Below are 21,491 nucleotides of genomic sequence, written 5' to 3'. Positions count from 1 at the left end.
ATAAGCTCTGGACAACCCGGTATAAAACCCGGCTCCAAAGGAAAAGGCCGCCAGAGCTTACGCCCTGGCGGCCTCTTACAGAGAAACGCTGATTAAGCGGTTTCGCCGTAGACCGAAACGGTGATTTCCACAACCACGTCGGTGTGCAAAGCCACGTTCACGGTGTTGTCGCCGATGGTCTTGATCATGCCGTTGGGCAGGCGAACCTGGGCCTTGGCAACCTTGTAGCCTTGCTTGTTCAGCTCTTCGGCGATGTCCGCATTGGTCACGGAGCCGAACAGACGGCCATCCACGCCAGCCTTTTGCGTCAGCTTGATGGTCGTGCCGCCGAGCTTTTCGCCCAGAGCTTGCGACTCAGCCAGCTTGGCAGCAGCAGCCTTTTCCAGTTCGGCGCGCTTGGCTTCGAACTCGGCCTTGGCCAAGGTGGTAGCGCGACGTGCGCGGCCAGAAGGGATCAGGAAGTTACGGGCGTAGCCGTCTTTGACCTTAACGATGTCGCCGAGGTTTCCAAGGTTCACAACCTTGTCGAGCAGAATGATTTGCATGTTCGTACTTCCTTAGATGCGGTGCTGGTCGCTGTACGGCAGCATGGCGAGGAAACGCGCACGCTTGATAGCGGTGTTGAGCTGGCGCTGGAAAATCGCGCGGGTGCCGGTCAGGCGTGCGGGGATGATCTTGCCGTTTTCAGCAATGAAATCGCGCAGCGTGTCGATGTCCTTGTAGTCGATCTGTTCCACACCGGTCACGGTGAAGCGGCAGAAGCGCTTGCGCTTGAACAGCAGGGACTGGGTGTTGCGCTTCGGGCGCTTGTCTTTGTTATTGAAACGTTTTGGTCCGGCCATGATGGACTCCTGAATTAATCTGGTTGAAATTCTTGAATATGGAGCGCGGGGTTTTTACCCAATCGGGGACTGGCTAGAAAACCGGTGAATTGCCAACGGCTGCCCAGAGGCTGCTGCTGGATTCGCTCGGCTATCGCGCCAAAGGCAATTGCCTTGACCACGAGTTTGATTTGCCGTGTGTGGCCTGCTTGCTCCAGACTGGACTCGTGTTCGAGCACCATATCCAGGGCCGGCAGCCCGGCGGGCGTGTAGCGCAGATTTTTAAGCTCTGCAATACAGGCCGTCAAAACAACGTGGTTCACTCCGTTCGGTGACTCCGCGTAAGCACACCACCTTAGTGGGCTGCGTACTCCGCCTGTTGCGTCTTGCGGGCTTCTTCACGCTCAACGGTCTTCATCATCGAAGATGGGCCGGTTTCGGCCTTCTTCATCACCACGGTCAGGTGGCGCAGCACGGCGTCGTTGAACTTGAACGCGTGTTCCAGTTCAGCCATGATGGCTTGGTCGGCTTCGATGTTGACGCACAGGTAGTGGGCCTTGGCCAGCTTGTTGATCAGGTACACCAGTTGACGGCGGCCCCAGTCTTCCACGCGGTGGATCTTGCCGCCGCCGGCAGTGATCATGCCCTTGTAGCGCTCCAGCATGGCTGGAACCTGTTCGCTTTGATCCGGGTGGATCATCAAAATGATTTCGTAATGACGCATATTTCTCCTTAGGGATGTAAAGCCACCCACTGCGTCTGTAGTGGTGTAGCAAGGGCAAAGCCAAGTATTATAGCGCGGCTTTTTCGCCCACAGCTTGGCGCCTCGACAAGAGGCTGACCAGCCAGACCGTCAGCGCGCCGGCTGGCAGCCCAAACACCCCCGCAGAAACCGGCTGAATACCCCACCACAGTCCGCTCTCATGCAGGCCGAGGAATGCCCGAACTACGGATGCATTCAAGGCCATATACCCCGTGGTCACCGCCAAGCCCACCAGCATGCCGGCTACCGCACCGGCACGGGTCGCGCCCTGCCAGAAGATACCCGCCACCATGGCCGGAAAGAAGGCTGCAGCCGCCAGAGAAAACGAGGCCGAAACCAGAACCAGGATGTTTGCAGGCTTTTGCGCGGCCACGTAGGCCGCCACCAGGGCCAGCAGCAACAAGGCGAACTTGGACAACAGCACCCGCACCATGGGATCGGACCGCCCCCCCTTTCCCTCCAGATACAAATCATGGGCCAGGGCATTGCCCATGGTCAGCAACAGGCCATCGGCCGTGGAAAGGGCTGCCGCCAAGCCCCCCGCAGCCACCAAGCCAGATACGACATAGGGCAAACCGCCCAGCTCGGGGGTTGCGAGCATCACCAGGTCCGCCCCGAGCTTCAGTTCAGCGAATTGCAGCACATGGTCACCGTTGACATCGTTCACCGCCAGCAAGCCTGGATCCACCTGAGCCCACTGGGCTATCCAGGTCGGCAGGCTTTCAAAGCTTTGGCCCACCAGATGGCTCATCACCTCGAATTTGACCAGCACCGCCAGAGCCGGCGCCGCCAGATACAACAAGGCAATGAACAGCAGCGACCACGCCACCGAGCTACGGGCCTCGGCCACCGAAGGGGTGGTGTAGAAGCGCGTCAACAAATGCGGCAGACCCGCGGTGCCGGTCATCAGGCAAAACACCAGCGCCAGGAAGTTCAAACGACTGGTGTTGAACAAGGCCGCCTCGGCAGGAGCTCCGTCCGGGTTGCCGGCAAACACCTGGGCATGCGGGGACATGCCAGCCAGCGGCCGGGCTCGGTCCAGGTTATCTTGCCGGGCCCTGCTCCACTGCTCACGCGCAGAAACTACGTCGGACGGCAGTATGGCCAGTTCACGCGCGGCCTTGCGCACCAGCGCCGTATCCGCGCGGTCGGCCTTCAACTGCCGCAGATGCGCCTGCGCAGCCAGACGCTCCTGCTCCAAGGTCTTAGGCACATCGAGCAACATTTGCTCATACCGCGCCGCCCTGCGGCTGTATTCGGCAAGCACGGCCGTCTCCGCAGGAGACTCGGTAAGTTGCTTTTCCAAGGCGGCAATCTTGGGCAGTTGCTGACCATAGACCAAGGTCGCCAAAGGATTACCCAGCTGCTTATAGGCCAGCCAGGACACGGGGATCAAAAACGCCAGGATCAAGATCACATACTGCGCCACCTGGGTCCAGGTCACCGCACGCATACCTCCCAGGAACGAGCACACCAGCACACCTCCCAGACCCAGCAAAATGCCGATCTCGAACTGCACCCCGGTCAAACGAGAGGTGATCAAACCCACGGCGTAAATCTGAGCCACCACATAGGTGAACGAGCACACTACGGCCGCTCCGGCGGCAATCCAGCGCGGCCAATGCCCTCCATAGCGCTGACCAAAAAAGTCGGGCACGGTATAGAGCTGCAGGCGACGCAAGCGCGGTGCGATCAGCAAGGCCACCAGGCAAAAGCCGCCCGTCCAGCCCATCATGTATGCCAACCCCCCCGGTTGCCCGTCCGGCCCCGAAAAACCATTCAGGTACAAGCCGCCTGCCAAGCCAATAAAGGATGCGGCACTCATCCAGTCGGCAGCAGTTGCCATGCCGTTGTAGACAGCCGGAATGCGCCGCCCTGCCACAAAGTATTCCGAAGGGTCCGAGGTACGGCAGTAGATGCCGATGCTCGCATACAGCGCCAACGTGGCGAACAGGAAAATGCCGCCTATCCAGTAGCGCGACAAACCTTGGTGCTCCGCCCAGGCCATGAGCGCCAGAAAACACAGCACACACGCCACATACAGCGAGAAATTGCGGTGTAGTCCCCGGCGATAGCTTGCCTGGACGGACGCCGCCACCTCCTGGTCGGCCCCCACACCGCGCCTGCGCCAGGCATAGAGGCCGACGATGAGCAAATAGCACAGCACCACGCCTTGGGCACTAAACCAATAATTGAATGGCCAACCCGCCACCACCCAGCTCAGGTCGCGTGCGAAGAACACCACGCCAAACGACAGCAACGTCCACAGCACCAGCAAGCCAGTGCGCAAACGGTCAAAGCGGGGAAGTGTGGCCAGTGGAGATACGTGCACAGCAGATAGAAAAAGACCCACCGCAAAGCCGCAGACATTGCGACCTTGGTGGGTCCTTCATCCTAGCCCAGGCGCAGGCCCGGGCCTATCCGCAACAGCCCTAGGAGCCTGCGAGTTGCTTCCAGGTCGCCACCACGCTGTCGGGGTTCAGCGAGATCGATTCGATACCCTGGTCGGCCAGCCACTGGGCGAAGTCGGGGTGGTCGCTAGGGCCTTGGCCGCAAATGCCAACGTACTTGCCCTGCGCCTTGCAGGCGGTGATGGCACGGCTCAGCATGGCTTTGACGGCCGGATCACGTTCGTCGAAGTCGGCGGCCAGCAATTCCAAACCAGAATCCCGGTCCAGACCCAGGGTCAGCTGGGTCAGGTCGTTGGAGCCGATCGAGAAGCCATCGAAGTACTGCAGGAACTCGTCCGCCAGGATCGCATTGCTGGGCACCTCGCACATCATGATGACCTTCAAGCCATCCTGACCACGCTGCAGGCCGTGCTGGGCCAGCAACTTGGTGACCTTCTCGGCCTGGCCCAGGGTGCGCACAAAGGGCACCATCACCTGCACATTGCTCAAGCCCATGTCCTGGCGCACACGCTTCAGCGCGGCACACTCCATGGCGAAGGCTTCGCCGAAATCGGCACTGATGTAACGCGCCGCGCCGCGGAAGCCCAGCATGGGGTTTTCTTCTTCCGGCTCGTAGCGGCTGCCGCCAATCAGCTTGCGGTATTCGTTGGACTTGAAGTCCGACAGGCGCACGATCACCGGCTTGGGCCAGAAGGCGGCGGCAATCGTTGCCACGCCCTCGGCTACCTTGTCCACATAGAAGGCGCGTGGCGAGGCGTGGCCGCGGGCCACAGACTCGACGGCTTTCTTCAAGTCGCTATCGATGTTCGGGTAATCCAGGATGGCCTTGGGGTGCACGCCGATGTTGTTATTGATGATGAACTCCAGCCGGGCCAGGCCCACGCCCTGGTTGGGCAACTGGCAGAAGTCGAAGGCCAGCTGGGGATTGCCCACATTCATCATGATCTTGGTCTTGATCTCGGGCATGGCGCCGCGCTCGACTTCGGTCACCTCGGTTTCCAGCAGGCCGTCGTAGATCAGGCCGGTATCACCCTCTGCGCAGCTCACGGTCACCAGGGTGCCGGTCTTGAGCTTTTCGGTCGCGTCGCCGCAACCTACCACCGCTGGAATGCCCAGTTCACGCGCAATGATGGCGGCATGGCAGGTACGGCCACCACGGTTGGTGACGATGGCACTGGCGCGCTTCATCACCGGCTCCCAGTTCGGGTCGGTCATGTCGGTCACCAGTACATCGCCGGGCTGGACTTCGTCCATTTGGCTGATGCTGTGCACCAGGCGCACCGGGCCGGTACCGATCTTCTGGCCAATCGCGCGGCCTTCGGCCAGGATGGCGCTTTTGCCTTTGAGTTTGTAGCGCAGCTCGGCCTTGTCTTTCTGCTGGCTCTTGACGGTTTCAGGGCGCGCCTGCAGGATGTAGAGCAGGCCGTCGGTGCCGTCCTTGCCCCATTCGATGTCCATCGGGCGGCCGTAATGCTGCTCAATCACCAGGGCGTAATGGGCCAATTGTTCGACTTCGGTGTCGGTCAGCGAATAGCGGTTGCGCTGCTCGGTAGGTACGTCAGTGGTCTTCACCAGCTTGCCGGTGGCGGCCTTTTCGGCTGCGGTGGTGAATTCCATCTGGACCATCTTGGAGCCCAGGTTGCGGCGGATCAACGCGCGCTTGCCAGCCTGCAGCATGGGCTTGTGCACATAGAACTCGTCCGGGTTCACGGCGCCCTGCACCACCGTTTCGCCCAGGCCGTAGCTGCTGGTGATGAACACCACCTGGTCGAAGCCGGATTCGGTGTCGATGGTGAACATGACCCCGGCAGCGCCCAGGTCGGAGCGCACCATGCGCTGCACGCCGGCACTCAGGGCCACGATGTCGTGGGCAAAGCCCTTGTGCACGCGATAGCTGATGGCGCGGTCGTTGTACAAAGAGGCAAACACCTCTTTCATCTTGTGCAGCACGTCGTCGATGCCGACCACGTTCAGGAAGGTTTCCTGCTGGCCCGCGAACGAGGCGTCCGGCAAGTCTTCGGCCGTGGCCGAGGAACGCACGGCAAACGAAGCCTCGGGGTTGCCCGCGCTCAGCTTGGCAAAAGCCTCGGTAATGGCCGCTTGCAGATCGGCCGGGAAAGGCTGGGCTTCCACCATGGCACGGATTTCTGCACCGGCCACGGCCAGGGCGCGCACATCTTCAATATCTAGGCGCGCCAGGCGGGCACTGATCTTGTCGGCCAAGCCGTCATGCGCCAGAAAGGCCCGGAAGGCATGCGCCGTGGTGGCAAATCCGGTAGGTACCCGCACGCCCGTGGGCAGCTGGGAAATCATCTCGCCGAGGCTGGCGTTCTTGCCACCCACCGACTCGACGTCGTCCATTCTCAGTTGTTCAAAGGGTACGACCAGGGCGGTCGGGCTGAATAGTGCAGACATGGGAAGACTCCGAAGGTTAAAACCGGGTCTGCGCGTCCAAGGGCCTGGCCTTGGACGTCGCTGCACATGCCTGCCGCGCGACGGTGTTGTTGTTGGTCTGGGTAGCAACGGGGCATGGTGTGTGGGGTGTCGAAATAATTTCGAATGGCGCGATTGTAGAGAACTCGGCGCTCCGTCACATGCAAGTTACCGCCGCGTTACGAAATTTAGAAAAAACAATGAAATCGCGCCCTAGCGCAATAAAAATCTGCGCTGGCAGCTATATTTTTAATAGCTAAATAGTAAAACCATCAGCGTCGACGCGGCCGCGCCTTAGAACAAGACCGAGCGCTTCATCAGCGCCCGCGTGTCCGACAGCATGCCGGCCATGCGATGCAGGGCGTCCTGCGAATCGCCCTCCTCGATGGCGGCAAACACCTTCTGGTGCTCGGGCAGGGCATTCTTGAAATCGCCGGCATTGCGCGCCGTAATATCCAACAAGGACTCCAACGCACTGCCGATGATGGCGGCCAGCGGCATCAGCAAGGGGTTGTTGGTGGCTTTCAGGATGGCGGTGTGAAAAGCCAGGTCAGCCTCCACCCATTCGCCGATGGAGGTGCAAGCCTCCATGGACTTCAAGGCCGCGCGTATCACCACCAGCTGTTCCGGGCTGCGGCTGGCAGCCGCCAGCGAGGCGGCCGCCGGTTCGATGATTTCACGCAACTCGGTCAGGTGGCGCAAAAACTCGGCATCGGCCCCGATCGCACAGCGCCAGGCCAAAATGTCCGGGTCCAGCAGGTTCCACAACTCGCGGTTACGTACACGGGTACCGATGCGCGGGCGCGACTCCAGCAATCCCTTGGCCGCCAATACCTTGACGGCCTCGCGCAGCGCCGTGCGACTGACCTGCAGCTCCTGGCACAGCTGCTCTTCATTAGGTAATAGCGCCTCGGCGGGATAGATGCCGCCGACGATACGCTTACCCAACTCACTCACCACTTGGCCGTGCAGGTTACGGCCGGTATACATCGAAGCAGAATGGGGAAGTACAGGATGCATGCAGGGTGCCGCGCCTCATGGCGCCTCGTAAATGCCTAATAAATACCTAATAAATGCGATTACCGGGCTTGTCAAAGAGCAATGATAGGCGCGTCTGGAAGCAGGCCTCATAAGCCTGGCCGGTCTTCAGTGCCCGGCCATGCTCGGTCTTGATGACGATGGTGCCGCCCGCGGCGGAACGTGCATAGGCAAAGGTTTCGCCGCCCAGGTGTTCCAGCATGTCGATGGTCAGTGGCAGGCGGCCATCGCCATCCTCGCGGAAATGCTCGGGGCGCACGCCCAGTTGCACCTCGGTGCCCACCGCAGGCACCGTGCCCTTCAGGGGCACGGACACCACAAGCTCGCCAAAACCGGTCAGGGCCACATGGCATAGCGGCCCATCGCTGCCCAGCACCCGCCCGTCAAAGAAATTCATCTTCGGCGAACCGATGAAACCGGCCACAAAAGTATTTGCCGGGTTGTCGTATACCTCCAGCGGCGCCCCTACCTGCTCGATCAGGCCGGCACGCAGCACCACGATCTTGTTGGCCAGGGTCATGGCCTCGACCTGGTCATGCGTCACGTACACGATGGTGGAGCCCAGCTCGCGGTGCAGGCGCGCGATCTCGATGCGCATGTGCACGCGCAGCTCGGCGTCCAGGTTGGACAAGGGCTCATCGAACAAAAACACCTTGGGATCGCGCACGATGGCACGGCCTATGGCCACGCGCTGGCGCTGGCCACCGGACAAAGCCTTGGGCTTGCGGTCCATCAGCGGGCCCAGGCCCAGGATTTTGGCGGCGGCGTCCACCTTGCTGGCTACCTCGGCCTTGGGCACACCGGCGAACTTGAGCGCAAAGCCCATGTTCTCGCGCACCGTCATGTGCGGGTACAACGCATACGACTGGAACACCATGGCAATGCCGCGCTTGGATGGGTCCACCTCGTTCACGCGCTGGCCGCCAATCTCCATCACGCCGTCGGTAATGTCCTCCAAGCCGGAGATCATGCGCAGCAGCGTGGACTTGCCACAGCCGGAAGGCCCGACGAAGACGACGAACTCGCCCTTGTTGATCTCCAGGTCCACACCACGGATCACATGCGTGCCGCCAAATGATTTTTTAACGTTGCTTAATTTGACATCTGCCATTTTTATTTCCCGCAGGCGCTTTGCCTCTTAATCCAGTTGCATCAGCATGTGGTGAGCGTCGTGGTGTGCAGGCCCAGGCGCTGCGTGGACACGGTCACCACGCTGTCGCGGCGCTCGCCCGTGCTCTCCACCCAGAAACCGGCCACTCCGCCCTTGAATGCCAGGGCCGCAGGGCCTAGCAATCTGGCGCCACCTGATACCTGCAGTGACACCACATCATCCAGGAACGGCAGCACGCGGCCATGCTGGTCCAGCGCACGCACGATGAAGCGCACGGCATCCTTCTCGCCGGCGATCAGCTCGCTGCTGTCGGCCTGCACCTCCAACGTGGTCGGCAGAGGGTTGCCACTGAGCAGCACCTGTTTGACGGGCTTGCCGCCCACATAGCCGGTCAAGCGGCCGTCCATCCACTGCATGCCCCAGGCGCCCAGCTCCTGCGGGTCGACGTGGCGGCTATCAATCACCACCGGCGCATACGGCAAATGCGGGTACTGCGCACGGTCGGGCTCGATACGGATGGCCGGGAAGCTACCGAACTGGAATTCCAGATAGTCGCAGTTGGTCAGCACGATCAGGGGCAAGGCCTCGCAGCGGTCTTTCTCGCCGCGCGCCCAGTAGGTCACCGGCTCCAGCACCGCCTGCTCTTGCGGAGCGCACTGGCTGGCGTAGGCGAAGGCAGCAAACTTGGGCTCGCGGAAGATGTCCATCACGCCGTGGTGGCAGATACGGTCGCCCGCGCCAAAGTCCTTGTGCGTGTTGTAGTCGAACATGCACCAGCCGATGGAGCCGGCAATTTGCGGGTTGCCGTAGGCCTTGTTCAGCACATCCAGGTAGCGGGTCACATGCTCGGCCTGGCGCACCTCGGGGTCGATGCGCTTGGTGGGGAACATATGGCCGTTGAACTCTGTCACCAGGTAAGGCACATCCTTGTCCAGGCCGGTGACATAACGCGGTGGCCGCAGCGGCGCGGGTGGCTGGCCGCGCATCCATTCGGGCGTGGCCACGTGGCAGAAGTCATTGACGGTGTAGACGTCTTCCAGCAGCTCGCTGTTCTCGATGTAGCGCACACCGCCAGTCTGGCGCGTACCGTCCAGCGCACGGGCCATGGCGTTGGTGCGGGTGTAGAAGTCGTGGTCGTCCTGCGACTCATTGATGCGCACGCCCCACATGATGATGCAGGGGTGGTTCCAGTCGCGCTCGACCATGCGACGCACGTTCTCTACCGACTCGTCCTTCCAGGCCGCGCCGCCAATGTGCTGCCAGCCCGGAATTTCTTCAAACACCAGCAGACCGATCTCGTCACAGCGGTCCAGGAAATAGCTGGACTGCGGGTAGTGCGAGGTGCGCACCAGGTTGCACTTCAGCACGTCCTTCAGCACGTCTGCGTCCTTCTGCTGCGCGCGGCGGCCCATGGCGTAGCCCACGTAGGGAAAGGACTGGTGGCGGTTCAGGCCGCGTATCTTCAGCAGCTCGCCATTCAGGCGAAAGCCATCCACCGCGAACTCTGCGGTACGGAAGCCAAAGCGCGACGCCAGGCTGTCATTGCCCTGCGCTGTCTCCAGGTGCAGGCGCACGCTGTACAAGGTGGGGCTATCCAGCGTCCATAGCTGCAGGCCGGCCAGGTTGTCGAAGCGCAAGCTGACCTTGTCGCTGTTAACCAAGGCTGAGGCCTGCTGCAGCACCGTTCCGTCGGCCGTGCATAGCTCTGCACGCAGGCTGCCGCTGATGTCCAAACCCCGAGGGTTGGCCAGACTGCAGGCCACAGTCACGCTCTTGGCGTCGCTCAGCACACCGCTGGTTTCAATCTTCAAGTTGGCGATGGATACCGGGTCCGTCACCTGCAGCCATACGTCACGGTAGATGCCAGCATAGGTCAGGTAGTCGATCTGGCCGCCGAAGGGGGGAATTTCCGGGTTCTCGCTGCCATCGACCTTCACGGTCAGCAGGTTGTCGCCCTCTTTCAGATAGTCGGTCAGGCGTGCCTGGAACGGGGTGTAACCATCCTTGTGGCTGGCCACTTGGTGGCCGTTGAGCCAGACCACGGTATTGGCCATGGCGCCGTCGAACTGCAGCGTCACCTCCTTGCCCGCAAACCCGGGCTGCCAGGCCAGCTGGTACTGGTAGCCGAATTCCTTCTGGAAGCTGCGCTCGTCGAAGTAGTTCATGTCCAGATCCACCGCGTTGTGCGGCAGACGAACGGCGGCACCCGCCTTGGGCTGGGTGGTCAGATCGCTGGAAAAATCGGCGTGGAATACCCAGCCGGCGGTCAATGGAGTCACGGTACGCATATATGGAAAACCTATTTAACGGAGCCCAGCATGCCTTCAACAAACTGGCGCTGCATGGCAAAGAAAACAACCAGGGTGGGAATGGTGGCCAGGATGGTGGCGACCATGATCACGCCGAAGTCCGGCGTATACGACGAGCCCAGTGACGACAGCACCAGGGTGATGGTCTTCAGTTCAACCGACTGCAACACAATCAACGGCCACAGAAAACTGTTCCAGATGGTCATGAAGACGATGATGAAGGCCGCCGCGTAGGTGGAACGCATCACCGGCAGATAGACGAACAGAAAGATCTGCCATTCCTTCAAGCCATCCACCCGCGCCGCATCGCGCAGCTCCAGCGGGAAGGACTTGGTGTTCTGGCGAAAGTAGAAAATCATGTACGCCGACGCAATGCCCGGCAGGATCACCGCCATGTGCGTGTCCAGCATGTCGAACGAGGCCAGCAGGATGAACAGCGGAATCATCAGCGCCGAGAACGGAATCATCATCGACAGCAGCACGCCCTGGTAGACACGCTCACGGCCGGGTGAACGGAATATCTCGAAGCCATAGCCTGCCAACGACGATACCGCCAGCGTCAGGAACGAGCCCAGAATCGCCACCTTGCCGGAGTTCCAGAACACCAGGCCCACGTCGAACAGCTCGGCGAACTTGTGGTAGTTCTCGGCCAGCGCATTGCCAAAGCTCATCTTGCCTTTGGTGATGTCGTGGCTTTCATTGGTGGCGCTGATCAGCATCCAGACAAACGGGAAGATGGACAGCAGCGCCATCAACCACAAGAACCCATACACCAGGGCCGTGCGTAACTTTCCGCTCCATTGGCTCATTGCTCGCGCTCCCGGGCTGCATAAAACTGGATAAAGGCCAAAATCGCCACCAGCACCACGATCACATAGGAAACCGTGGCGGCGTAGCCAAAGTTAGGCACGTATTTAAAGGACAGGTTGTAGATGTACAGCGACAGCGTCAGCGTGCTGTCCGCCGGCCCGCCGTTGGTGATGTTCATGGCCTCGTCGAACATCTGCAGCGTGCCGATGGTGGAAGTGACCGTGGTGAACAAAATCACCGGCTTCAGCACCGGAATGGTGATCGACAGGAACCGCCGTGTGGCCGATATGCCGTCGATGCGTGCCGCCTCGTAGATCGACTTGTCCACGTTCTGCATGGCCGCCAGATAGAAGATCATGTTGTAGCCGGTCCAGCGCCAGGTGATGGCGACGATCACCACCACGCGGGCCCAGAACGGGTCGGTCAACCAGGGCACGGCCTCAGAAACCAGGCCCAGCCCCATCAGCGTGCTGTTGACCACGCCGTCATAAGAGAACATGCTTTTGAACAGCACCGAATACGCCACCAGAGAAGTCACGCAGGGCAAAAACACGGCGGTACGCAGCAGGCCGCGGCCCTTGAGGTTGGGAATATTCAGGCACGAGGCCATCACCAGGGCCAGCACGATCATGATGGGCACCTGCACCACCAGAAAGATGGAGGTATTGGTCAAGGCCCGCAGGAACATGGGGTCGTCCAGCAGACGCTGCACATTGCCCAGGCCGACAAACCTGGTCATGGTGCCCTGCCCAGACTGCACCGACATCCATAGCGATTTGCCTATGGGGTACAGCATGAAGACAGAGATCAAGGCCATCGCCACGGAGACGAAGGCCCATCCGTTGATATCAAAGAAGCGGCTGGAACTCGGCTTGCTTGCTTGCCGCATAAAGGCTCCCGGGAACAATACACACGGGGGCAGCGCCAGCGCCGCCCCCACTCAAAAAAATGCTTACTTGATTTGCGCCGACAGCTGTTGCTGGATCTTGTCCAGCAGCTGGTCCACCGGCACGCCCTGGTTCAGCGCCGGCAGCTGGGCCGACACAGCCGCATCACCCTCGTAGGTGTAGATGCCGTAGTTCACGCTGGGGATCTTGCCCAGCCAGTCGCTGTAGCGCTGCCACACCTGGGCGCCGCCAAAGAACGGATCAGCTTCGGCATAGGCCTTGCCGTTACGCGATGCCAGCAGCGTGCCCACAGCGCCACGTGCGGTCAGGATGCTCTGGTAGAAGTCCACGTCCTTGGCGTAGATTTCATTCAGGAAGTCGATGGCCTGTGCCTTCTCCTTGCCGCCGCTCAGCACATACCAGCTGGAGCCGCCCAGGTTGGACGCATGGCCGGCGCCCGGGATGTCCAGCGCCGGTGTGGGCGCCACGCCCCATTGGCCGGACTGGCCTTTTTCAGACTTGACCGAACCGGTGATCCACACACCGGTGGTAATGGAAGCCACGTCGCCCTTGTTCACCGCACCCACGTATTCGGCCCAGTTGGTTACGGGCTTGACGATGCCGGCCTTGAACAACTTGCCCTGGGTTTCCAGCGCGGCCTTCAGTGCGGGGTTGTTCTTGATGTCGAGCTTGCCGTCTTTGTCGAAGTACCAGCGGCCGGCGGACTGCATCATCACGCGGATCAGGCCGTTGTCATTGGGGTCGATGCCCAGCATCTTCTTGCCGGTGGTGGCGACGACCTTCTTGCCGATTTCAATATAGCGGTCCCAGGAGATGTTCTCCATGTCCTTGTCGGTGAAGCCGGCCTTGGCCAGCAAGTCCTTGCGGTAGTACATGCCGGTCACGCCCGAATCGAACGGCAGGCCGTAGGTCTTGCCGTCGATGGTCATCAGGTCCACCTTATATTTGGCGAAGCCCGCGTAATTCACCACGCCCGACATGGGCTCGAACGCACCAGGGAAGGAGCGCAGGTATTTTTGGGCGTTGTAGTCTTCCACCAGCACCACATCGGGCAAGGACTTGGTCACGCCGGAAGCCAGCATGGTCTGCAACTTTTGCTCCACGTCCGCCTTGGACATGTCCACGATCTTGAACGTCGCATCAGGGTGCTTGGCCGTGTAACGGGCCGCCGCCTCTTTCATGATGGCAATGTTGAAGTTCGGGTCCCAGGCCCAGACGGTGACTTCCTTGGCCGACACCGCAGCAGCGGTCATCAAGCCCATGGATGCCAAAGCCAGACTGGCCACGGCGGTGGTTGGTTTTGCAAAATGCATGGTGCTCTTTCGTCTCTTGTACTATGGTTGACGTGTCTGCGCCGGCCACCCACGCCCGTGTACGGAACACAGGGCGCCCGGTAGCGGGGCAGTGCAGGTCCGCTGGCCAAGGCCGCCGACCCACATTCATATTACAAATAACCTCTAACCAGCTCACCGGGGATTACCCTTGGCTACTTTGGCCCTTCCAGTGAGCACTGCCGCATTCGTAAAAGTAACAGAGTGTGAGCGCCACCCCTCTTGCCCATGGAATTGGCTTAATCATCATATTTTTAAAGTAACGACATGCCTGACAGCATCCACTTCTACGAACCCCGACTGGGTCATGGCCTGCCGCACGACCCGTTCAATGCCATCGTTGGGCCGCGCCCCATCGGCTGGATCGCCTCGCACAACGCCGAAGGCGCGCTGAACCTGGCGCCCTACAGCTTCTTCAACGGCTTCAACTACATCCCGCCCATCATCGGTTTTGCCAGCGTGGGCTACAAGGACACGCTGCGCAACATCGAGCAGACCCGCGAATTCGTCTGGAACCTGGCCACCCGCGACCTGGCCGAGGCCATGAACAAAACCTGCCAGGCCGTGCCCCCCGAGGTGAACGAGTTCGCGCTGGCCGGCCTGACGCCCGCGCCCAGCCGCGTGGTGGCCGTGCCCCGGGTACAAGAAAGCCCGGTGTCCTTTGAATGCCGTTGCACCCAGATCGTGCAACTGCAGGCCGCCAGCGGCGCGCAGATCAGCACCTGGCTGGTATTGGGCGAAGTGGTGGCCGTGCACATCGCCAAGAGCTTGCTGAAAAACGGGGTGTACGACACCGCCGCAGCCGGCCACATCTTGCGCGGCGGCGGCCCGGCCGACTACTTCAGCGTGGGACCGGAACAGCTGTTTCGCATGCACCGCCCGCGCTGAACGCAGCACGGCTGCTTTCCTATTTTGATAGCGGCTTACGCAGGTGTTACCTGCGCTGCCGGCCAGTTTGAGCGCAAACTTCGGCAAACTTTGCGTGGCTGCAGTACATTGGCGGCTATGCCTGAATCCACCCCGTACCTGACCGAGCCACTGGCCGACCTGGCCGCCTGGACGCGCTATTTCTGCGACGCCGAAATCCCCGTGCTGGCCACCACCTCGCAGGCCCTGGAGGCGCTGCGCGCCATAGAAGACGATGTGGATGCCGCCATGCTGACCGAGGCCATCCAGCCCGACCCGCTGATGACCATCAAGCTCATGGCCTACGCAGCCAAGCAGCGCCGGCCCGGCGACTTCACCGAGACCGAGAGCATCACCAGCGCCCTGGTGATGACTGGCATCGCCCCCTTCTTCCGCCACTTTGGCCTGCAGCCCACCATCGAAGACCGGCTGCACGACCAGCCCGAGGCGCTGGCCGGCCTGCGCGAGCTGCTGCAGCGTGCAGAGCGGGCCCGCCTGTTCGCCCTGGGCTTTGCCGTGCACCGCAACGACATGGACGTGGACGTGATCCAGCGCGCCGCCTTTCTGCACGACTTTGCCGAGATGCTGATGTGGTGCCACGCCCCCACGCTGGAGCTGCAGATCCGCCAGGCCCAAAAAGCCGACCCCAACCTGCGTAGCGCCAGCATCCAGCAAAGCCTGCTCAACATCGAACTGGACGACCTGGCCCTGGCCCTGATGAAGCTATGGCACCTGCCCTCGCTGCTGGTGCGCATCAGCGATACCAAGCATGCCGACCAGGCCAATGTGCGCAATGTGGTGCTGGCCGTGCGGGTCGCCCGTCACACCATGCACGGCTGGGACAACCCGGCCCTGCCAGACGATGTGAACGACATCGCCGAGCTGCTCAACGCCGCGCCACGCATCGCCCTGGCCTATCTACACAAGATAGACACCTCGGCCTGAGAGCCCGCCCAAGGCTCGCAAAAATCCGCCTCCAGCGCAGGTAATACCTACGCTAGAAGCTATCAAAAGAATAGCAGACAACAAACCGCCCGCAATCCCGACTCGCGCGGTCGGGTAAATGCTGCGTGAATCCAAAGCAAAGTTTCCTGCGTATCCGTGATGGATGTCCTGTACCAGCGTGTACCGGGCCTCTGCAAGCCAGCTTGGCATCAACGGACATGACCCTCAGGAGCACAACATGCAATTCAAACGCGGCCCCATCACAGCAGCCTGTGTACTGCTGGCCCTCGGCAACGCGGCGCTGGCATCCAGCCACCGCGAAGCGCCTTTCATCACCACCTCGCCCAAGGTGGACGGCACCGACTTCTATATGTTCCGCAGCTACGAAGGCGTGGCCAGCAACGGCAGCGGTGGCCGCTCGGACTACGTGACCATGATCGCCAACTACCAGCCGCTGCAGGCTCCGTACGGCGGTCCCAACTACTTCTCCATGGACCCCAACGCGCTGTACGAGATCCACATCGACAACGTGGGCGACGCCAAGGAGCACATGAGCTTCCAGTTCCGCTTCAACAACAAGCTCAACAACGTGGCCCTGCCGATTGGCGCGTCCAGCGTCGCCATCCCGCTGATACAGGCCGGTGGCGTGAGCAATGTGAACGACGCCAACCTGAACCTGAATGAAACCTATACCGTCAAGGTGGTGCGCGGCGACCGCCGCAAAGGCGCCGTGTCCGACGTGACCAAGACCGACGGCAGCAAAACCTTTGAAAAGCCAGTGGACTACATCGGCGCCAAGACCCTGGGCAATGCCGCCGCCTACGAGACCTATGCGCAAAAGCACGTCTTCGACATCAAGATTCCCGGCTGCCCCGCCGGCATGGACACCGGCAAAGTCTTCGTCGGCCAGCGCCAGGACGGCTTTGCAGTGAACCTGGGCCCGGTGTTTGACCTGGTGAACGCACCTGCCGCCTCCCTGCTCGACCCGAACAACAAAGATGCCGTGGGCCAAAGCGGCCAGGCTGCGGTGCAGAAGACCAATATCACCACCATCGCACTCGAGGTAAACAAGGGCTGCCTAACCGCCGGCTCCGAGACCGTCATCGGCGGCTGGACCACGGCCAGCCTGCGCCAGGCCCGCCTGCTCAACGGCAAGCCGCCATCGGGCCACCAGGCCAGCGAGAAAGCCGGTGGCGCCTGGGTGCAGGTGTCGCGCCTGGGCAACCCGCTGGTGAATGAGCTGGTCATCGGCCTGCCCGACAAGGACAAGTTCAACGCCTCCAAGCCGCAGGACGACGGCCAGTTCCTCACCTATGTGACCAACCCCACGCTGCCGGCGCTGCTGGGCATCACCCTGGCCAATAGCGCTACCGCCCTGGCGCCGACCAACCTGCCCCGCACCGACCTAGCCACCGTGTTCCTGACCGGCATCACCGGCGTGAACAAGCCGGCCAACGCCACGCCGTCGGAAGTGCTGCGCCTGAACACCGCCATCAGCCCCGTGCCCTTCGCCACGCAAAACCGCCTGGGCGTGGCCGGTGAAGTACTGCGCGTGGGTGGCACGGCCAACCTGGCCCAGGCCGTGGACCTGGCCGGCTTCCCCAACGGCCGCCGCCCCAAGGACGACGTGGTGGACATCGCCCTGGTGGCCGTGCTGGGTGGCCTGTGCGTGATCAACGGCGACAACAACAGCCTGGGCCTGAACAGCGTGCCCGGCGTGCCCAGCCTGACATCCGCCTGCAAGGCATCCAGCGTGCCACTGGGCGCGCAGTCGGCCAATATCCACGACGGCGTGGACCAGGCCACCGTGCCCTTCCTCACGCGCTTCCCCTACCTCAACACGCCCAACGCTGGCTCTAACTAAGCCCCCAGCGGCACGAAAGGACACACCATGGCTCAGTACAAATGGATAGCCCCCACCGTGGTCGCAGTTGGCCTGCTGGTGGGATGCGGAGGCGGTGGCGGCGGCGCGGACCTGGCGCAAACCGTGCCCGGCACCGACGTGCCCGTCGCGGCAGAAACCAATGTCGGCAACGTGATCTCGTTCGCCCAAAGGCAGATCGCCACGACCAGTGACAGCAGCGACCCGCTGGTGCTGGGCAGCGCCACGCTGGCCACCAGCGACTCGGACGAACCGGCGGACATCTGACCCGCCTAAAGCCTTGCACCGTTCCAGCCTGGCGGCAGCGGTGCAAGGCATTTCAACATTTACATGAAAGTGGCCGCCAGCGCAGAAGATACCTGCGCTAGCAGCTACTGTTTATATAGCAAACCAGACGCCGCACACCCATGCGCCTCATAAACTTCCTGTGGCTTGCCGGCCTGCTGGCGTGCAGCGCCGCCCATGCCACCACCGAGCTGCACCCCAGCCGGGGCGATGACGTGGTGGAACGCCTGCCCACCATCACCCGTGTACGACCGGCGGCGCCGAATGTGTCGGCCCCGGTGCAGCCCGCCGACCCGGTGGCCGCAGCGGCCCAGGCCCGCGCCCACATCGCCACCGCCCGGCAAAGCGGCGACACCCGCTACTGGGGCCGCGCCCAGGCCGTGTTGGCGCCCTGGTGGAACCAGCCGAATGCCCCGGTGGAGCTGGCCATTCTGCAGGCCACGGTGCAGCAGGGCCGGCACGAATTTGCCGCATCGCGCAGCGTGCTGCAGACCGCCCTGAAGCGAGACCCTGGCAGTGCCCAGGGCTGGCTGAACTTGGCGGCGCTGGAGCGCCTGTCCGGCCAGTACCCGCAGGCCTTGCTGGCCTGCAAGGCCGTGGCCCGCGCCGGCCAGAACATGTACGCCCAGGCCTGCGTGCTGGAAACACAGTCGCTGCAAGGCCAGAACACCGCTGTGCGCAGCGGCCTGAACGCCCTGCTGGCGCAAACCCAGGATGCCGACCAACGCAGCTGGCTGCTGTCCCTGCTGGCCGAGAGCGAGGAGCGCGCAGGCCATGACGCCGCCGCCCTGGCCGCCTACCGCAGCAGCCTGCACAGCGAGACTGACCTCTACACCAGCATTGCGCTCAGCGACCTGCTGCTGCGCACCGGAAAACCGGCCCAGGCCCTGGCCGTACTCAAACCCCTACCGCTGACCGACGCCGTGCTGCTGCGCCAGGCCACCGCCCTGCGCCAGCTGAAAGACCCCGGCTGGCAAGCGCTGCGCCAGACCATCCGCGAATGGAACGCTGAACTCGCCCAGCGTGGCGACGACCTGACGCTGCACGGCCGCGAGCAAGCCCTGGTGGCCCTCTGGCTGGACGACGACGCGCCCGGCGCCCTGGCCATCGCCCGCCGCAACCTGGGCCTGCAGCGCGAACCGGTGGACTGGTGGGTGGCCCTGCAAAGCGCCCGCCAGGCCCATGACACGGTGGCCCTGCAACAGCTGCAGGCGGACATGCACGGCATCGGCCTGGTCGATGCCCGCAGCACCGGGGGGGCACGATGAAACGCTTGTTCACGCTACTCTGCGCCCTGCTGCTGTGCAGCGCCCCGGCCTGGGCCCACAAGGGCAGCGACGCCTACCTGGACGTGCGCCAGGCAGATGCCGCGCTGAACCTGCGCCTGTCCGTGGCCCTGAAAGACCTGGACCTGCTGCTGCCGCTGGACGCCAATGCCGACGGCCAGCTCACCTGGACTGAAATACAGGCGGCCACACCCGCCGTGCTGGCCCTGCTGCAAGCCCATACCGGGCTGAACACAGCTGCCCCCGGCTGCCCGCTGACCTGGCGCTACGACGGCCTGGAGCGGCGCAGCGACGGCGCCTACCTGCGCGCCGCTGCCCAGGCGCACTGCGCTGCGGGCGCGGCCCTGGCCTGGCGCTACACCCTATTCCGCGAACAGGACGCCAACCACCGCCTGATCGTGACCGGCGCCCTGGACGGCCACGACCTGCTGGCCACAGCATCACCCCAGCAAGCCCAGCCGCTGCAACTGCGCCAAGCCAGCCACTCCGCCAGCCCCAACGTTCCCACCACGCAGCGCGGCATCGCCGCCACCGTGCTCGACTATCTGGGCCTGGGCATGCACCACCTGCTGGAGGGCTATGACCACATGGCCTTTTTGCTGGCCCTGGTGCTGCCGCTGCATTTGCGGCTGGGCCGAGGCGCCACGGCGGCGGGACAGCGCAGCCCCTGGTGGTCGCTGCTGCGCACCATCACCGCCTTCACCATTGGCCACTCCATCACGCTGATGCTGGCCACCTTTGGCTGGAGCCAGGCCTCGCCGGTGTGGGTGGAGCCGGCTATCGCCGCATCCATTGCAGTAACCGCTTTGCTGAACATCTTCCCGGTGCCTGTGCTGCGGCCCGAGCGCTTGGCCCTGGGTTTTGGCCTGGTCCATGGCTACGGCTTTGCCGGCCTGCTGATCGAGGCCGCCGCGCCGTCCGGCCTGCTGCCCTGGGCGCTTGCCGGCTTCAACCTGGGCGTGGAGGCAGGCCAGCTGACCGCCGTCACTGCCTGGGTGCTGCTGTCCCAGCTGGTCGTCACCCAGCCCTGGTACGGCCGCGTGGTGGTGCGCGGTGGCTCGGCCCTGCTGGCGCTGCTGGCGGCCTACTGGTTCTGGGTGCGGGTGTTTTGATTTGCTATTTAATTAGGAGCTACTCGCGCAGGTAGTATCTGCGCTGCAGGCCTATTTCATCCGCATTCAGTGTGGGTGGGCGTGGCGATGGTGGATGTCGGGGTAGTGCGGGTGCTTGTGCGTCATTACCTCGTGCCGGTGCGGGTGCGCATGGGCGCCCTGCCCGCTCCAGGCGAAGCTGTGCGCGTGCTGATGGTGGGCATCGTGCCGGTGGGTGTGGCTGTGCTCCAGCACCTCGTGTGTATGCGCATGCTCATGCCGTTCGCGCACATGCAGCCATATGCCCACGGCCATCAGCGCCGCAGCCGCCCAGAACAACGGCCCCGGCAAGCCCGGCCACAGCAGCAGCGAAATCACCACGCCGAATAGCGGCGCCACCGAGAAATATGCGCCAGTGCGCGCCGTGCCCAGGGTGCGCAGCGCCACCACGAACAGCGTCAGGCTCAGGCCATAACCCAAAAAACCCACCAACATGCTGGAGCCCCATACGCCTGCGGCCGGCAAGACTGCACCGCCGGCCAGGGCCAGCGCTGTGTTACTGATGCCGGCCAGAAGGCCCTTGAGCCCGGCCACCAGCATCGCGTCGTTAGTGGAGACTTTGCGGGTCAGGTTGTTGTCTACAGCCCAGCACAGGCAGGCGCCCAGGATGAACAAGCCGCCGCGCGAAAAGCCCAGCCCGCCCGGCTCCCAGGCCAGCAGCACGCCGCCCAGCACAATGGCCAGCATGCCCAGCACCAGTTGGCGGTCGGCGTTCTCCTTGAACACCATCCAGGCAATCAGGGCGGTCAGCACGCCCTCCACATTCAACAGCAGGGAAGCCGACGCAGCACTGGTCTGCGCCAGGCCCAGCATCAGCAGCGCCGGCCCGAGCACGCCGCCAAACACAATTGCACCCAGCAGCCAGGGCCATTCGGCCCGTGGAATGCGCAGCTTCTGCGACTGCCGCAGGCTGCGTAACCCCAGCAACACGCCCAGGCCCAGGCCGCTACCCAGGTACAAAAGCCCCGCCAAGAGCAAAGGCGTCACGTCGCCCACCAGCAACTTGGCCAACGGTGTGCTGGCGCCAAACAGCAGTGCAGCAGCCAGGGCGGGAATAGCGGGTTTGATTGACATGGTGGGTACAGAGCAGATGAGGCTTAC

The 21,491-nt window shown here is 62.7% G+C and carries 19 protein-coding genes; 6 read left to right on the top strand and 13 right to left on the bottom strand.

Annotated features, from left to right (window positions below; translation table 11 throughout):
- Nucleotides 1-92: 92 nt before the first annotated feature.
- The 12 genes from rplI to AC07VY_RS20565 form a co-directional block, all read right to left on the bottom strand.
- Entirely contained in the window at nucleotides 93-545 is a 453-nt protein-coding gene (rplI, locus tag AC07VY_RS20620) for a 50S ribosomal protein L9 (protein ID WP_495099095.1), read from the bottom strand.
- A 12-nt stretch (nucleotides 546-557) separates the two neighbouring features.
- The gene (rpsR, locus tag AC07VY_RS20615; RefSeq protein ID WP_092761761.1) at nucleotides 558-842 is read right to left on the bottom strand and encodes a 30S ribosomal protein S18; all 285 of its coding nucleotides are present in this window, start codon (nucleotides 840-842) and stop codon (nucleotides 558-560) included.
- Nucleotides 843-856: 14 nt separating this feature from the next.
- A complete protein-coding gene (priB, locus tag AC07VY_RS20610) occupies nucleotides 857-1,144 on the bottom strand; it encodes a primosomal replication protein N (protein WP_495076359.1) in 288 nt (95 codons plus the stop codon).
- Between the two features lie 32 nt (nucleotides 1,145-1,176).
- The gene (rpsF, locus tag AC07VY_RS20605) at nucleotides 1,177-1,545 is read right to left on the bottom strand and encodes a 30S ribosomal protein S6 (protein ID WP_092761765.1); all 369 of its coding nucleotides are present in this window, start codon (nucleotides 1,543-1,545) and stop codon (nucleotides 1,177-1,179) included.
- Nucleotides 1,546-1,612: 67 nt separating this feature from the next.
- Nucleotides 1,613-3,916 carry a VC_2705 family sodium/solute symporter gene (locus AC07VY_RS20600; RefSeq protein WP_495099094.1) on the bottom strand — a complete coding sequence of 768 codons (2,304 nt, stop codon included), beginning with the start codon at nucleotides 3,914-3,916 and terminating at the stop codon, nucleotides 1,613-1,615.
- A gap of 100 nt (nucleotides 3,917-4,016) precedes the next feature.
- Nucleotides 4,017-6,410, bottom strand: a complete 2,394-nt coding sequence (gene ppsA, locus AC07VY_RS20595) for a phosphoenolpyruvate synthase (protein WP_495099093.1) — start codon at nucleotides 6,408-6,410, stop codon at nucleotides 4,017-4,019.
- A 312-nt stretch (nucleotides 6,411-6,722) separates the two neighbouring features.
- Nucleotides 6,723-7,418: a FadR/GntR family transcriptional regulator gene (locus tag AC07VY_RS20590; protein ID WP_495076356.1), complete on the bottom strand. Its 696-nt coding sequence runs from the start codon at nucleotides 7,416-7,418 to the stop codon at nucleotides 6,723-6,725.
- A gap of 76 nt (nucleotides 7,419-7,494) precedes the next feature.
- Nucleotides 7,495-8,577, bottom strand: coding sequence for an ABC transporter ATP-binding protein (locus tag AC07VY_RS20585; RefSeq protein ID WP_495076355.1), 1,083 nt, complete (start codon nucleotides 8,575-8,577; stop codon nucleotides 7,495-7,497).
- Nucleotides 8,578-8,618: 41 nt separating this feature from the next.
- Complete coding sequence (locus AC07VY_RS20580) at nucleotides 8,619-10,856, bottom strand: glycoside hydrolase family 2 protein (RefSeq protein ID WP_495099092.1); 2,238 nt, start codon at nucleotides 10,854-10,856, stop codon at nucleotides 8,619-8,621.
- A 20-nt stretch (nucleotides 10,857-10,876) separates the two neighbouring features.
- Nucleotides 10,877-11,695, bottom strand: a complete 819-nt coding sequence (locus AC07VY_RS20575) for a carbohydrate ABC transporter permease (protein WP_495076353.1) — start codon at nucleotides 11,693-11,695, stop codon at nucleotides 10,877-10,879.
- The gene (locus AC07VY_RS20570) at nucleotides 11,692-12,585 is read right to left on the bottom strand and encodes a carbohydrate ABC transporter permease (RefSeq protein WP_495099091.1); all 894 of its coding nucleotides are present in this window, start codon (nucleotides 12,583-12,585) and stop codon (nucleotides 11,692-11,694) included. Before AC07VY_RS20570 ends, AC07VY_RS20575 begins: the two co-directional genes overlap by 4 nt.
- A 63-nt stretch (nucleotides 12,586-12,648) precedes the next feature.
- On the bottom strand, nucleotides 12,649-13,917 hold the full coding sequence (locus AC07VY_RS20565; RefSeq protein WP_495099090.1) for an ABC transporter substrate-binding protein: 1,269 nt from the start codon (nucleotides 13,915-13,917) through the stop codon (nucleotides 12,649-12,651).
- A 285-nt stretch (nucleotides 13,918-14,202) separates the two neighbouring features.
- Here AC07VY_RS20565 and AC07VY_RS20560 point away from each other — a divergent pair, with 285 nt between their 5' ends.
- From AC07VY_RS20560 to AC07VY_RS20535, 6 genes are all read left to right on the top strand, one after another.
- The gene (locus tag AC07VY_RS20560) at nucleotides 14,203-14,823 is read left to right on the top strand and encodes a flavin reductase family protein (protein WP_495099089.1); all 621 of its coding nucleotides are present in this window, start codon (nucleotides 14,203-14,205) and stop codon (nucleotides 14,821-14,823) included.
- Between the two features lie 117 nt (nucleotides 14,824-14,940).
- Complete coding sequence (locus AC07VY_RS20555; protein WP_495099088.1) at nucleotides 14,941-15,786, top strand: HDOD domain-containing protein; 846 nt, start codon at nucleotides 14,941-14,943, stop codon at nucleotides 15,784-15,786.
- Between the two features lie 238 nt (nucleotides 15,787-16,024).
- A complete protein-coding gene (locus AC07VY_RS20550; RefSeq protein ID WP_495099087.1) occupies nucleotides 16,025-17,650 on the top strand; it encodes a DUF4331 domain-containing protein in 1,626 nt (541 codons plus the stop codon).
- 27 nt (nucleotides 17,651-17,677) lie between these two features.
- Nucleotides 17,678-17,935 (top strand): hypothetical protein, encoded by a 258-nt coding sequence (locus AC07VY_RS20545; protein ID WP_495099086.1) that lies wholly within the window; start codon nucleotides 17,678-17,680, stop codon nucleotides 17,933-17,935.
- Between the two features lie 140 nt (nucleotides 17,936-18,075).
- Nucleotides 18,076-19,221, top strand: coding sequence for a tetratricopeptide repeat protein (locus AC07VY_RS20540; protein WP_495099085.1), 1,146 nt, complete (start codon nucleotides 18,076-18,078; stop codon nucleotides 19,219-19,221).
- Nucleotides 19,218-20,351: a HupE/UreJ family protein gene (locus tag AC07VY_RS20535; RefSeq protein ID WP_495099084.1), complete on the top strand. Its 1,134-nt coding sequence runs from the start codon at nucleotides 19,218-19,220 to the stop codon at nucleotides 20,349-20,351. The genes AC07VY_RS20540 and AC07VY_RS20535 overlap by 4 nt, the downstream gene beginning before the upstream one ends.
- 66 nt (nucleotides 20,352-20,417) lie before the next feature.
- Here the strand turns inward: AC07VY_RS20535 and AC07VY_RS20530 are convergent, their stop codons facing one another.
- Nucleotides 20,418-21,464, bottom strand: a complete 1,047-nt coding sequence (locus tag AC07VY_RS20530) for a DMT family transporter (protein WP_495099083.1) — start codon at nucleotides 21,462-21,464, stop codon at nucleotides 20,418-20,420.
- Nucleotides 21,465-21,491: the final 27 nt, after the last annotated feature.

The organism is Rhodoferax sp. GW821-FHT02C08, assembly GCF_059421805.1.
The sequence above is the reverse complement of the archived record's forward strand: the minus strand, read 5'-3'. Positions and strand labels throughout refer to the sequence as shown.